This window comes from Aequorivita capsosiphonis DSM 23843 (assembly GCF_000429125.1).
GTDB lineage: Bacteria > Bacteroidota > Bacteroidia > Flavobacteriales > Flavobacteriaceae > Aequorivita > Aequorivita capsosiphonis.
In genome coordinates this window covers 394,949-407,601 of the sequence record NZ_AUBG01000002.1, presented here as the reverse complement: position 1 = coordinate 407,601, position 12,653 = coordinate 394,949, and the positions used below count along the sequence as shown (strand labels likewise).

The following is a 12,653-nucleotide window of genomic DNA, read 5'->3' as shown; positions in this document are numbered from 1 at the left end:
TAAAATTTCGATAAATATAATCACTTGCTTTCACATGGCAAACTTAGAAATCAATACAACCCAAAACGTAAATCTAGACTATAAGATAGTTAGTGTTGGCGAACGCATTCTCGCATTTTTGATAGATCTCTTTCTGTTTTTTGTATATTTCTATCTGGTGGAACTAGCTACAGAAGCAATGAGTATGGCTTTTAGCGATCATTGGACCGTTTTTGGAATTCAGCAATTACTACTTTTGCCAGTGCTATTTTATTCGCTTTATATGCATATACTTTTTAACGGACGAACAGTGGGAAAGATGGCGATGAAAACTAAAGTTATCAAAGTAGATGGCAGTCCCGCCCGATGGAGCGATTATATGGTATTATGGATGCTTAGGTTGGTAGATATATGGATTTTTTTAGGCTCTATTGGATTGCTTTCCATAATTTTTTCTGAAAGAAGACAACGCGTAGGAGACCACGCTGCTGGAACAGTTGTGATAAGTACAAAAAACAAGGTGAATATTAGTCATACAATTTTAGAGGAAATTGCCGAAGATTATCAACCCAAATTTTTGAATGTTACCATGCTCACTGATAAAGATGTAAGGCTCATTAAAGAAACCTATCTAATTGCAAAGAAATCTAACGACTTTAAAACCTTAAATTTGCTTCGGATAAAGGTTGAATCTATTTTGGGAACTTCTTCAGATTTATACGACAAACAATATTTAGATACCGTAATGCGGGATTATAACCATTTTACACAAAACATGTGAAATGCTCATTAAAAATTGATAAATTAACGAAAGATGTATAATTTGGACATTACATTCCTGTACAGAGCGCAGTCGAAGCATTCCGCTGTATCAAATATATTATATAGATGAAATTAATATTAGTAATTGATATTTTGGGAACCATTGCGTTCGCTATTTCGGGCGTACTTACAGCTATGAATAAACGACTAGATCCGTTTGGGATACTGATAATTGCGTTTGTAGCTGCAGTAGGAGGTGGGACCTTGCGCGATATACTGATCAATTCTCCAGTAGAATGGATGTTGAACCTAACCTATGTCTATGTTATTTTTGGATCGTTATTATTTGCAGTAATCTTTAGAAAGCGGCTTGGCTACTTTCGGAAGTCCCTGTTTTTGTTTGATACTATTGGGATTGCGCTTTATACCATCGTTGGGGTAGAGAAAGGGATTGCGGCAGGTTTTCATCCAATAATTTGCGTTGCGCTGGGAACAATGACTGCTTGCTTTGGTGGGGTGCTCCGGGATATTCTTTGTAACGATATTCCAATCATTTTTAGAAAAGAGATTTATGCAACGGCGTGTATTGTTGGTGCCTTAGTATATTTTCTACTTTTAAAAACAAGAATTCCCTTAGACTTCATTGTTATTATTTCTGGTGCTACTGTTATTACTGTTAGGCTACTTGCAGTATATTTCAAACTATCCTTACCAAGTATTTATCGAAATGATGAATTGGAGTGAGGAAAGAGGGTTTATGAGCTTGGTAGGCGTAGGAGGGTTTAGAAGTTGTGAAAGAAACCGTCCGGTAATGTGATGTGTTGAGTTCATTGAATTGTGTCCCCGCGTTTTCAAAAGTCATTGATGTTTCGGCTCTGAATGCTGGGGTGTATTATGCGCAAATTACTTATGAAGGAAAGAGTTTTATGAACAGATTTATAAAGGAATAGATTCAGAATATTTCCATACCTCTGAACCTGAAAGGTTCATATATTTATAGGAAACGATAAGGTACGGATGTTCGACCCCGTTTGGGGTCGTATATTTGTAAGGTTGTATGTTGTTATAAATATGTAATCCCTTCGGGATTTTATTTGCAAAAATATGCTTCTTAAAACACTATACTCTCTCTACTCAATAACCTTCGCACTAATATAAATATTCTGCAAAGGCCAATCTCCGTCGTCTGTTTCCACTTTTGAAATTTCTTCCACCACGTCCATTCCTTGAATCACTTTTCCGAAGATGGTATATTTTCCGTTTAGATGTGCGGTAGAGGATTTTGGTCCCAGAAAGATAAAAAACTCGTAGGGTGCCGTTCTGTTATCTGGATTTTCGCGATATTCCTTAGCTCCGGAAACCGTGCCATATTCGTGGGTTCTACCCGGAATAATTTCTGCAGGAAGTAAATATTCTTTCCCGAGCTTTGCGCGTTTTTTTGGGGTTGATGCAAGGTCGCTGGTTCCTGCTTGAATAATAAAATTCGGCACCACGCGATGAAAAAAAGTATCGTCGAAATAATGCTGCTTCACCAAATAGATAAAATTAGCGCGGTGTAGCGGAGTGTCTTTGTAAAGCTCTATTTCAATATCCCCAAAGCGAGTATTTATCATGACTTTTGTTTCTGGGTTTTTCGCACCGTATTGGGTTAAAAAAGAAACTACATTTTCGTTGGTGATTTCGGGGTAATTGATTGTATCTTTCTTTTCAGTTTCTAACTCAGCTTCAGTTTTAACGGGTTTTTGGTTTTCGTCCCGATAACTATCGGGATCGTTTTCATTTTGGGAAGCCTTTTTCTTATCTTCACAACTTGCCAGTAACAGCATAATTCCGAAACAATAAATAAATAATTTTTGCATAGATGAATTTTCACGATTTTGAAAAACGGATTGTAAATGTAACAAAAATGGAACTTCCAGGAGAATCGGTACAGTTTAAAATGGCACCGATGGAACGTTTGCAAGAATTGAAGCGAGAAGCAAAAAGCAGAGATACGGCAAGAAGGGCAGGGGTGATGTCGCTTTTTTATCCTTCGGAAGAATTTGAAACTCGCTTGATTTTGATTCTTCGGAAAACCTATAAAGGAGTGCATTCCGCGCAAGTAGGTTTTCCCGGAGGAAAGCTGGAACTTGAAGATAACAACATTCAAGATGCGGCATTGCGAGAAACCGAAGAAGAAGTGGGGGTTGCGCGAGAAACCATTTCGGTATTAAAAAAACTGACAGAAATCTATATCCCACCAAGCAACTTTTTTGTGCAGCCCTTCTTGGGAATCACCACCAAATTACCAAAATTTATAATGCAGGAAGAAGAAGTTGAAGCCTTGATTGAAGTAACATTGGAAGATTTTTTGAATGATAAGAATATAACCTCGCAAATTTTATCTACTTCATACGCCACTAGCCTTGAAGTTCCTGCCTTTAAACTTAATGGGCATATAGTTTGGGGTGCTACTGCAATGATGCTTAACGAGGTACGTGAATTGCTTAAAATGGCGCTATAAAAGCATATTTTAGTATATTTGTCCAGAATAAATAATTCATAATGCAGAATGAATAATGCCAAAGGCATAATGAAAAAGAAAATTACTCTGCTTACTCCTACTGAATACTGAATACTGAATACTGACCACTGATCACTAAAAAATGAGTCTCTTCAAAAAAAACCCATTTGGGCATATACTTTTTTTAAAACTCTGGTTGATACGGATTGCTGGTGTATTGACCCACAGACGTTTCAAGGGTTTTAACGAATTGCAAATTCACGGAAGTGAGATTTTAAGAAATCTTCCCGAAACAAACGTGCTTTTTGTGAGCAACCACCAAACCTATTTTGCAGATGTAGCTGCCATGCTTCACGTGTTTAATGCGAGTTTAAGCGGACGGGACGACAACATAAAAAACGTCGGTTATTTGTGGCGTCCAAAACTCAATATTTATTATGTTGCAGCAAAGGAAACCATGAAAGCGAGTTTGCTGACAAAAATTTTGGCATATACCGGTTCCGTTAGTATTGAACGTACTTGGCGCGAAAAAGGGAAAGAGGTTAATAAACAAGTTAAAATGAGCGATGTGAGCAATATAACCAAAGCTTTGGACGATGGTTGGGTTATCACATTTCCGCAAGGAACTACGAAGCCTTGGAAACCAATTAGACGCGGTACAGCTCATATCATCAAAAAGAATAAGCCTATTGTGGTTCCAATAGTTATTGATGGTTTTAGAAGATCTTTTGATAAAAAAGGCTTACGCATCAAAAAGCGAGGTATTCTTCAAACTTTTGAAGTGAAACCACCTTTGGAAATTGATTATGAAAATGATTCTATGGAGAAAATTGTAGAGCAATTGGAATATGCAATTGAACAACATCCATCTTTTCTTAAAGTTATTCCTTCTTCGGTAATACAGAGTGAAGAAGAGTTGAATAAAGAACGTCAGTGGAGGTATTGAGATTCAGTTCAGTAATCAGTGAAGTAGCAGTAGGCAGTGACAGTGAGCAGTGGTACGTACTAAAACATTTCAAAAACAAGAACCAAACTCGTCTGCCAGGGATGTTTCATAAGTGTAGCTCATCAATTTAATATCGAATTCAATTTCATCTTCAAATTAACTTTGTGTTTTCTGCGACTTCTGCGGTAAATATAGAGTGCTTTCCACTTAAACTAAAGCTTCGGAGGACAAAAGTGAATAATGATTCTACTGCCTACTGTCACTGCCAACCGCTAATTCCTTTAAAGTTCAATCTTTTTCAATTCCTTATAATTTCTGTAAAGTCTTCGCAGTAAAATTCCATAAACGAGTCGGTAGAATAAAAGAACAAGAACTGCCATTACAACCCCAACAACTATTTGGATAAGGAAAAACATATTCATGAACTTTTCTTGAGAAATATTTATAATTCCATAATCTTCTGTCATATATCTAAATATCTCATCTTGATTTAGGTAGTAAATGATGTTGACAATTGTAAATAATACAATAAAGGTCAGCACGTTATAGATCACAAAATACCTAACTGTTTTTCGCGTTCGCAAAATATTTTTCATCAGATCTTTAATAGAGTCTGTTGTCGAGATTCTTAGATAATTTTTATAGAAGATAAAAATGAAGAATCCAAAAACCAAATAGTTCAAAATATTGGCAATCAATAGAGTGTTATGGAGCCCGAGATCATCTGTAAACCTTGTGCTGGATTCGGGAATGAAAAAAGCGAGTATGGTCCAAAACAGAATTTCGGCTATACTGATGTAAAAAATCCACTTCACAATAGAAGAAGATTTTTTCAGCACCATTTTATAAATATCGTTATAGGACAAATGTGGAAGCTCTTGCTCCTGGGTTTGCCATTGTTTTTTCAATAATTCTAATTGATCCATAACGCTTACGGATTTAAAATTGTTCGTAATTTTCCTTTTATCCTATTCATTTTCACACGTGCATTTACTTCGGTAATACCCAAGGTTTCAGAAATTTCTTTATAGTTTTTGTCTTCCAAGTATAGAAAAACCAATGCCTTATCAATATCGTTCAAATCTTTTACTGCACTGTACATCAGCTTTAATTGTTGCTCCACGGTATCGTCATAGGGCACCGCAGAAATCTTAAAGCTCACGCCTTCATAATCCTGTGTTTTTATGTTTCGTTTTGATTTTCTGTAAAGCGTAATTGCAGTGTTGAGCGCAACGCGGTACATCCACGTACTAAATTTAGAATCGCCTCTAAATTTTGGATATGCACGCCAGAGCTGAATAGTTATTTCCTGAAACAGATCGTTGTGAGCGTCACTGTCATTGGTGTATAACCTACAGATTTTATGTACAATGTTTTGATTTTCCTCTAATAGGCTTACAAAACTATGTTCAAGTTCTTTGTTCAATGGTTTTTCTCTTGGCTTCTTATTAGTGTTCGAAAGAAGTGCTTTGTTACAAAAGTGATAAAATTAAAGAGAACTACTTTTACAATGTTTAATTTTGCAGTAAAATTAAGTAGATGAACATCCCTGAAACTGGTCTCCCTAGAATTGTTGTTATTGGTGGAGGTTTTGCCGGTATTTCTTTTATAAAACAGCTTAGAAAACAAAAGGTGCAGATTGTCCTTTTCGATCGCCACAATTATCATACTTTTCAGCCTTTGCTTTATCAGGTTTCTACTGCTGGACTTGAACCGGATTCCATAGCGTATCCACTTCGGAAAATTTTTAGAAGAAATATTGATTTTCACTTCCGCCTGGCTGAAGTTGAAAATATAAATACGGAAAACAATACTATAGAAACTTCCATTGGAAGCTTGAAATACGATTATTTGGTTCTTGCAACGGGTACGCGTACTAATTTCTTCGGAAATGAAAGCATCGCAGAAAATAGCATGCCTATGAAAACGGTGCCTCAGGCATTGAATATTAGGAGTTTAATTCTTCAGAATATTGAAAAAGCTGATATTACGCCAGATGAAGTTGAAAGAAAACGACTGCTCAACTTTGTAATTGCTGGCGCAGGACCAACGGGAGTAGAATTGGCAGGTGCTTTGGCAGAATTCAGAAAAGGAATTTTAGAAAATGATTACCCATCACTAGATGAAGACGAAATGCACGTCCACCTTATTGAAGGGCAGGATAGAGTTCTACCTCCAATGAGCGAGAAAGTTTCAAAAAAGGCGCAGCATTTTCTTGAAAAACTTGGAGTCCAAGTTCATCTTAAAACCCTGATAAGTGATTTTGACGGGGAGACGGTGACTACAAAAGATGGAAAGAAATTTCATACGGCCACTTTTATTTGGGCAGCTGGAGTAACTGGCGCCCCCGTGAAAGGTATTAATGGTGAAGCTTTGGTAGAGAAAGCAAATCGATATAGTGTAGACCAATTTAACAAAGTGAATGGCTTTGAGAATATTTATGCCTTGGGGGATATTGCCCTTATGAAATCTGAAAAATACCCCAAAGGACATCCGCAAGTTGCTCAGCCCGCTATTCAACAGGGTGAAAACCTTGGGAAGAACTTCAAAAAAATATTGAAGGGCGATAAATTGGAACCTTTTAAATACTTTGATAAAGGTACAATGGCAACCGTAGGTAGAAATAAGGCAGTGGTCGACATTGGCAAAATGCATTTTGGAGGTGCCTTTGCTTGGTTTTTATGGATGTTTGTCCACCTTTGGTTTTTGGTCGGTTTTAGAAATAGAGTGATCACTTTTTTTAATTGGACCTATAGTTATATAAATTACGATAGGGCTGCAAGGCTCATTATTAGACCGTACAAAAAAAAGTCTCCCAGCCTTCACAAAGAAGAGGAAGCGGCTGTGAGTTCTTCCGTGGAGGCTTAGCGAGAGTTTTTGGATATTAACGTTCCAGTTTCACTGGAAGTGGTCCGCCACTTGAAACCCAACTTCCTCCTAGGCTATGAAGATTTACGTTTAAAAGATCTTTAGTTTCAATTTTGGTCACGTTTACTTTTAGTTCGTCATAAGTATCGACTCCTTTTAAGTTGACGTTCAATTTATCAGAGGTGTTTATATTTACCAGCCGAACATCCATAACTTGATTTTCTGGAACTATTATATGACCGTCTGGAATTTGAGGAGTCTTTTCGGTTTCATTGGCAAAGGCCGAAGGAATAAAATTAAAATCTTTTGCGACATTGATGCTTAAACAAATGGCTATAATAGTCAATACTGTTTTTGTGTATTTATCGGTTTTCATAACTTAAAGGTTTAAAGATTAATAGCGTTTAAGATACAAAAAAGGAAACAAGTTAAAGCTTCCATACAATAACAGATAATTACTTTTTAATGTAGGTCACCAACTCAATTTCTTCACTTTTTCCACGCAGTTGTTCTTTTCCCATTTCTTTTTTGGTAACTCCTTTCGGTAGTTTATAGGCGATATCGGCGAATGGTTTTGAGGCTAAGATTTCAACATCAAGTTCATTGCACATCGCTTGAATGCGCGAGGTTGTGTTTAATACATCACCAGAAAAAGCAATGTCGCGTTTTATTTGTCCAATCTCACCCACCATCACTGTGCCGTAGTGCAGACCAACCTTAAACTCGGGAATAACGCCATAGCGTTTTAAATATTTCGGTGATTTATACTTAATGATTTTTTTCATACTGTAGAAACATTGAATCGCATTTCCACGTTTCAGCCCCAACTTCATTTTCCATGAAACAACAACTTCATCGCCTACGTATTGATAAACCTCGCCTCTTGTTTGCACGATTGCCGGCGCAATATGACGAAAGAAATCCTTTAAGAAATTGAAATATTTTTCTTCACCTAGGCTTTCGGCAATTCCTGTAGCATTTTTAATATCGGCAAACATAAAAATACGGCGTTCGTGTTTGGGTCGAAAATATCTTCCAAGCAAATAATCTGGAAAAACCCCTGGACCATATTTATCATTTACCATCAAAACGATTAAGGTGACAAGCACTATAAAAAGCCAGATGATATAATTTTTGATAAAGAGCCAAGAGCCGAAGAAGAAGAATGTTTCCTGCATTACTTCCGAAGAATAGAACGGCACCCCTAAGTTTTCACTGGTTATGTATATTGCACCAAAGGAGCCAACAAGAAAAGCTGTTAATGTATAGGCCAGAATTAAATATAGGAGCGCTTTCCAAAAAACCAAACGTCGTAACCAGCGTTCCATAAGGTTTACCGTAACAATACCACCAATGAGTCCAGCAGAAATCGCTACGATCAGATTTGCCATGACCGCAGAATAAAGGTCGTAACTAGAACTTAACACCCCATTACTCTTAAGGGTGATAAATTCATAAAAAAACATAATATTTGAAATAAGTACCCAGGCCACCAAAATCCAAAATGCACGGCGCGTATAAAACCAAAGCTGGTGAGTGGTATATCTTTTAAAATTAGGTTTTAAAGCCATTTAGGTGTTTTTGTGTTTATCGTGAAGTCCCATTCCTCTTTTTATTAACGGGATACATTTTTGCAACCGGTTTTGTTGGGTGGTCGCTCGCTTAGCTTGTGCTATGTATTCGGCATATTCACGCTGTTTCCCAAGACTAAGGTCTTGAAAATTATTTTTTAGTGAGAAATCTTTTTGAAATTCCTGTTTGAGCAAAGGTGGGACAATTATAGCTTTGTTTCGCTCCGGTTTTAATTCTTTTCCTGTTTTTGAATTGCTAATGGCTTCTTCAAGATATTTCAAAACTAGGTTGTGCTCAATTTTATCATTAGTAGTAAACCGCCATTGCCGTTGGGCTTTAGTAATGCCTTCTTGCGCATTGATGAGTTTATTGTGTTCGTCTTTCAAGAAAACACCTTGCGGAAACCACAGCGCAATATGGTTTTTAAAGCTGGCCATACCAACCACCGATTTTCCGTTAAAAGTGTAAGTGGGTTTGCCCCATTTCACTTCTTCTTTTAGTTCAGTTTCTCGTATAATTCCACGAAGCTGTTGTAGCTTTTCCTTCCATTGCGTATGATTTTTGATGAAGGCATCAACTTTTTCCGAATCACTCATCACTTTTTCTTTTTTCCGAAGATACAATTTTCCACTTTTTACTTAGTAAGAATCTGGTGTTGAATTTTTGTTAAAAACCAATAAAGTAAAGGTGTTTCGCTCCTTAAACTAAGAACCTTTATGACGTAAGGAATAATATTTATCGAAATATAAAATATATTTATTGTTTATCAATAAATATTTATTTAAATTCGTAAAGTAATTCTAAATCAATAAAAATGAAAACAAATCTTATAATGAAAGTGATGAATGTTATTTTCTGGATAATCTTAGTTGGCTTATGTATTAAAACCGGAGCGATTTTAACTTCGTTTTTGGTGAGTATTTTTGTAAATCCGGAAGCAGCTAAAGATCTTTATCTTGGTTTTGACCTTTTTAATATATATGAACTGGGTCTCAGCTCTTACGTTAAAGTGGTAAGCTTTTTAATTGTTTTGACTGGAATGAAAGCCTATTTAGCTTTTCTCGCAGTTAAACTTTTTATGAAATTTGACCTAGATCACCCGTTCAATAAAAACGTTACAGATGTTATTTCAAAAATCGGTTATTTTGCATTAAGTATTGGTATTGTTGCCTTAGTAGCTGATGATTATACTGAAGGAATCGTAAAAAGAGGTGCTGATATCTCACAACTGGATTGGGGGGCGCATGAATTTCTGTTTTTTGCAGGAATTATTTATATTCTAGCATTGGTTTTTAAAAGAGGAGTGGAGATGCAAGAGGAGAACCAATTAACAATATAATTATGCCAATAGTAGTAAACTTAGACGTAATGATGGCGACAAGAAAAATGTCATTAAATGAACTTTCCGAAAAAGTAGGATTGACCTTGTCTAACCTTTCCATTTTAAAAACCGGAAAAGCAAAGGCCGTTCGTTTTAGTACGTTGGAAGCAATTTGTCAAGTCTTGGAATGTCAGCCAGGAGATATTTTGGAATATGTTGAGTGATGTGTTCTTAGCGTCTTTGCGAGAAAAAAATCAGTTCGCAAAGGCGCGAAGCCGCAAAGTAGTAATTCTGTTTATTTCGAATTGTCTAGAAGCATTTCTTTGCGAACCTTTGTGGTCCTTTACGCAACTATGTGTAACAACTTCCTCTCGTAAAGGTGCGAAGACGCAAAATTCTAATAGCAGTTTAATAAAAATTACAATTGAACCGTCAATTCTCACAGTTCAGATTGTTTTATTCTAAAATGATATCCCTAAATTCCACCTTTGAACTGAAAATTAAACCAACCATCTCATGAAAATTTCAGTCCTATTTTTTTTAATCATTGTTTTTCCAAGTTCAATTTTGGCGCAAACTACAGTTTCAGGAACTGTGATAGACAATAAAGGAAGGTCCATCATGGGAGCCAATGTCTATCTTGAAGGAGCTTATGATGGAAGTACTTCCGATGAAAAAGGAAACTTCTCGTTTAAAACTTCGGAAAAGGGATCACAAACTTTAAACGTTTCCTACATTTCATTTGAAACTGCTAAACTTACAGAAGATGTTTCGAATATGAACAACCTCAAGATTGTTCTTCGCGAAGATTTGAACTCCTTGGAAACCGTGACTATAACCGCAGGTTCCTTTTCTGCAGGTGATAACAGCAAGGTTTCTGTTTTAAAACCGTTGGATATTGTTACAACTGCCAGTGCTGTTGGTGATTTTGTGGGAGCCTTCCAAACCCTTCCCGGCACGACCACAGTTGCAGAAGATGGCCGTTTGTTTGTTCGTGGAGGAGATGCTGGCGAAACTCAGATTTTCATTGACGGTATTCGCGTTTTTACACCTTATACACCTACAGCCAACAACGTTCCAGCGCGCGGACGTTATAGTCCGTTTTTGTTTGATGGAATTACGTTTTCCACCGGCGGATATTCTGCTGAATTTGGACAGGCACTTTCATCCGTTTTACTTTTGAACACTATTGACGAACCTACACATGATAAGACAGATATTGGTATTATGAGTGTTGGCGGTAGCTTGGGGCACACAAAAAAATGGAACGAATCTAGTTCTTTAAGCTTGAATGCTTCCTATATAAATCTAGCGCCATATATAGCCATTTTACCCGACAGGAATACGTGGAAAAAACCTTATGAAACAGCTTCAGGGGAAGCGGTTTTCCGTCAGAAAATAGGCGATGGGCTTTTAAAAATTTATGGTGCTTTTGAAACTTCTAATTTTGAACTAACGCAAGAAGATATTAACAAGCCAGAGGGTGTTCGGTTTAAACTGAACAACCAGAATTTTTACACTAATATTAATTATAGCGAAAGGCTGAACAAAGGCTGGTCCATTTTTGGCGGTGGCAGTTATACGTACGCAAAAACCAAAGTGGGGATTGATGATGCGGATATTAAAGATGTTGAAAACTCGGCACATTTTAAATTGAAGTTAAAAAAACGCTTCAGTAATCGATTTAAATTGAATTTTGGTGCAGAGCAGTTTGTAACTGATTTTAGTGAAAATTACGATGACTCTAATTTGGAAGCGAAGCTTGGATTTAACAATAATATTTCAGTAGCTTTTGCAGAAGCTGATATGCTTTTCTCTAGGAAACTCGCATTAAAACTTGGACTTCGTGGGGAATACAGTGAGTTGTTCAAGGAATTTACAGTTTCACCAAGAATTTCATTTGCTTATAAAACTGGAAAGAAAAGTCAGCTTTCTTTGGCTTATGGCGATTTCTTTCAGCAACCGGATAATGAGGAGTTAAAATTCTCGACTCAGTTGGAAGCACAGCACACTCAGCATTATATTATGAATTATCAATATTCAGCAAACAATAGAATCTTTCGCGCAGAGGTTTATAGAAAGGATTACAGTAACCTCGTGACCTATAATGAAGCGACTCCGGATGTAAATAGTACATTTTCAAATAATGGTGATGGGTTTGCACAGGGTCTCGATATCTTTTGGAGAGACAATGAGAGTATTAAAAACGTAGATTATTGGGTGAGTTATTCCTATTTGGATACAAAACGAAAATATAAAAATTACCCCATTGAAGCTACCCCCAACTTTGCAAACACTCATAACCTTTCTGTGGTTGCAAAATATTGGATTGATGATTGGAAAAGTCAAATTGGCTTCACTTATCAATACGGTAGCGGAAGAACTTACACCGATTTGAACACGCCAGGATTTCTTCAGAATAAAACCAAAAGCTATAATAGTCTTAGTTTAAACTGGGCGTATTTATTATCGCAGCAAAAAATTATTTATGCTTCTGTAAACAATGTATTTGCATTTAAGAATGTAAATGGATATGAATACGCGAACAGGCCAGATGCGAGTGGAAATTTTGCTCGTAGGGAATTACTTCCTGCCGCAGATCAATTCTTTTTTATAGGTTTCTTTTGGACCATTAGTGATAATGGCAGAGATAATCAGTTGGATAATTTATAAAATATGACGGATGTTCGATGCTTGATGCC

General features: G+C 36.6%; 15 protein-coding genes. 9 read left to right on the top strand and 6 right to left on the bottom strand.

From position 1 onward, the window contains the following. Positions 1–34: 34 nt before the first annotated feature. The 3 genes from G440_RS0104240 (at position 35) to G440_RS21680 (ending at position 1,691) form a co-directional block, all read left to right on the top strand. Positions 35–760, top strand: a complete 726-nt coding sequence (locus tag G440_RS0104240) for an RDD family protein (protein WP_026450166.1) — start codon at positions 35–37, stop codon at positions 758–760. Positions 761–867: 107 nt separating this feature from the next. After that, positions 868–1,485: a trimeric intracellular cation channel family protein gene (locus G440_RS0104235; RefSeq protein ID WP_026450165.1), complete on the top strand. Its 618-nt coding sequence runs from the start codon at positions 868–870 to the stop codon at positions 1,483–1,485. Positions 1,486–1,559: 74 nt separating this feature from the next. Then, positions 1,560–1,691 carry a T9SS type A sorting domain-containing protein gene (locus tag G440_RS21680; protein WP_157417842.1) on the top strand — a complete coding sequence of 44 codons (132 nt, stop codon included), beginning with the start codon at positions 1,560–1,562 and terminating at the stop codon, positions 1,689–1,691. 180 nt (positions 1,692–1,871) lie between these two features. Here the strand turns inward: G440_RS21680 and G440_RS0104230 are convergent, their stop codons facing one another. Beyond that, the gene (locus G440_RS0104230; protein WP_026450164.1) at positions 1,872–2,600 is read right to left on the bottom strand and encodes a peptidylprolyl isomerase; all 729 of its coding nucleotides are present in this window, start codon (positions 2,598–2,600) and stop codon (positions 1,872–1,874) included. A gap of 2 nt (positions 2,601–2,602) precedes the next feature. Here G440_RS0104230 and G440_RS0104225 point away from each other — a divergent pair, with 2 nt between their 5' ends. After that, a complete protein-coding gene (locus G440_RS0104225; protein WP_026450163.1) occupies positions 2,603–3,244 on the top strand; it encodes an NUDIX hydrolase in 642 nt (213 codons plus the stop codon). A 142-nt stretch (positions 3,245–3,386) separates the two neighbouring features. Further along, positions 3,387–4,190, top strand: coding sequence for a lysophospholipid acyltransferase family protein (locus tag G440_RS0104220; RefSeq protein WP_026450162.1), 804 nt, complete (start codon positions 3,387–3,389; stop codon positions 4,188–4,190). A 281-nt stretch (positions 4,191–4,471) separates the two neighbouring features. Here G440_RS0104220 and G440_RS0104215 read toward each other — a convergent pair whose 3' ends face one another. Next, a complete protein-coding gene (locus G440_RS0104215) occupies positions 4,472–5,116 on the bottom strand; it encodes a hypothetical protein (protein WP_026450161.1) in 645 nt (214 codons plus the stop codon). Between the two features lie 5 nt (positions 5,117–5,121). Next, positions 5,122–5,616 (bottom strand): RNA polymerase sigma factor, encoded by a 495-nt coding sequence (locus tag G440_RS0104210; RefSeq protein ID WP_026450160.1) that lies wholly within the window; start codon positions 5,614–5,616, stop codon positions 5,122–5,124. Between the two features lie 113 nt (positions 5,617–5,729). Between G440_RS0104210 and G440_RS0104205 the strand changes: the two genes are divergently transcribed. Next, complete coding sequence (locus G440_RS0104205; protein ID WP_026450159.1) at positions 5,730–7,058, top strand: NAD(P)/FAD-dependent oxidoreductase; 1,329 nt, start codon at positions 5,730–5,732, stop codon at positions 7,056–7,058. 16 nt (positions 7,059–7,074) lie between these two features. Here the strand turns inward: G440_RS0104205 and G440_RS0104200 are convergent, their stop codons facing one another. From G440_RS0104200 to G440_RS0104190, 3 genes are all read right to left on the bottom strand, one after another. Beyond that, entirely contained in the window at positions 7,075–7,434 is a 360-nt protein-coding gene (locus tag G440_RS0104200) for a hypothetical protein (RefSeq protein WP_026450158.1), read from the bottom strand. A gap of 79 nt (positions 7,435–7,513) precedes the next feature. Then, the gene (locus G440_RS20570; protein WP_051285137.1) at positions 7,514–8,629 is read right to left on the bottom strand and encodes an adenylate/guanylate cyclase domain-containing protein; all 1,116 of its coding nucleotides are present in this window, start codon (positions 8,627–8,629) and stop codon (positions 7,514–7,516) included. Next, a complete protein-coding gene (locus G440_RS0104190; RefSeq protein ID WP_026450157.1) occupies positions 8,630–9,226 on the bottom strand; it encodes a YdeI/OmpD-associated family protein in 597 nt (198 codons plus the stop codon). A 218-nt stretch (positions 9,227–9,444) separates the two neighbouring features. On the opposite strand from G440_RS0104190, the gene G440_RS0104185 reads away from it, so the two are divergent. From G440_RS0104185 to G440_RS0104175, 3 genes are all read left to right on the top strand, one after another. After that, positions 9,445–9,969 carry a DUF2975 domain-containing protein gene (locus G440_RS0104185; protein WP_026450156.1) on the top strand — a complete coding sequence of 175 codons (525 nt, stop codon included), beginning with the start codon at positions 9,445–9,447 and terminating at the stop codon, positions 9,967–9,969. A gap of 2 nt (positions 9,970–9,971) precedes the next feature. After that, on the top strand, positions 9,972–10,175 hold the full coding sequence (locus G440_RS0104180; RefSeq protein ID WP_026450155.1) for a helix-turn-helix domain-containing protein: 204 nt from the start codon (positions 9,972–9,974) through the stop codon (positions 10,173–10,175). Positions 10,176–10,467: 292 nt separating this feature from the next. Continuing rightward, positions 10,468–12,624 (top strand): TonB-dependent receptor, encoded by a 2,157-nt coding sequence (locus G440_RS0104175; protein ID WP_026450154.1) that lies wholly within the window; start codon positions 10,468–10,470, stop codon positions 12,622–12,624. Positions 12,625–12,653: the final 29 nt, after the last annotated feature.

What these genes read in the sequence shown, in the direction of transcription:
- G440_RS0104235 (WP_026450165.1), top strand. Translation starts at nt 868, where the DNA reads ATGAAATTAATATTAGTAATTGATATTTTGGGAACCATTGCGTTCGCT.
- G440_RS0104215 (WP_026450161.1), bottom strand. Translation starts at nt 5,116, where the DNA reads ATGGATCAATTAGAATTATTGAAAAAACAATGGCAAACCCAGGAGCAA.
- G440_RS20570 (WP_051285137.1), bottom strand. Translation starts at nt 8,629, where the DNA reads ATGGCTTTAAAACCTAATTTTAAAAGATATACCACTCACCAGCTTTGG.
- G440_RS0104180 (WP_026450155.1), top strand. Translation starts at nt 9,972, where the DNA reads ATGCCAATAGTAGTAAACTTAGACGTAATGATGGCGACAAGAAAAATG.
- G440_RS0104200 (WP_026450158.1), bottom strand. Translation starts at nt 7,434, where the DNA reads ATGAAAACCGATAAATACACAAAAACAGTATTGACTATTATAGCCATT.
- G440_RS0104175 (WP_026450154.1), top strand. Translation starts at nt 10,468, where the DNA reads ATGAAAATTTCAGTCCTATTTTTTTTAATCATTGTTTTTCCAAGTTCA.
- G440_RS0104190 (WP_026450157.1), bottom strand. Translation starts at nt 9,226, where the DNA reads ATGAGTGATTCGGAAAAAGTTGATGCCTTCATCAAAAATCATACGCAA.
- G440_RS0104225 (WP_026450163.1), top strand. Translation starts at nt 2,603, where the DNA reads ATGAATTTTCACGATTTTGAAAAACGGATTGTAAATGTAACAAAAATG.
- G440_RS0104220 (WP_026450162.1), top strand. Translation starts at nt 3,387, where the DNA reads ATGAGTCTCTTCAAAAAAAACCCATTTGGGCATATACTTTTTTTAAAA.
- G440_RS0104205 (WP_026450159.1), top strand. Translation starts at nt 5,730, where the DNA reads ATGAACATCCCTGAAACTGGTCTCCCTAGAATTGTTGTTATTGGTGGA.
- G440_RS0104185 (WP_026450156.1), top strand. Translation starts at nt 9,445, where the DNA reads ATGAAAACAAATCTTATAATGAAAGTGATGAATGTTATTTTCTGGATA.
- G440_RS0104230 (WP_026450164.1), bottom strand. Translation starts at nt 2,600, where the DNA reads ATGCAAAAATTATTTATTTATTGTTTCGGAATTATGCTGTTACTGGCA.
- G440_RS0104240 (WP_026450166.1), top strand. Translation starts at nt 35, where the DNA reads ATGGCAAACTTAGAAATCAATACAACCCAAAACGTAAATCTAGACTAT.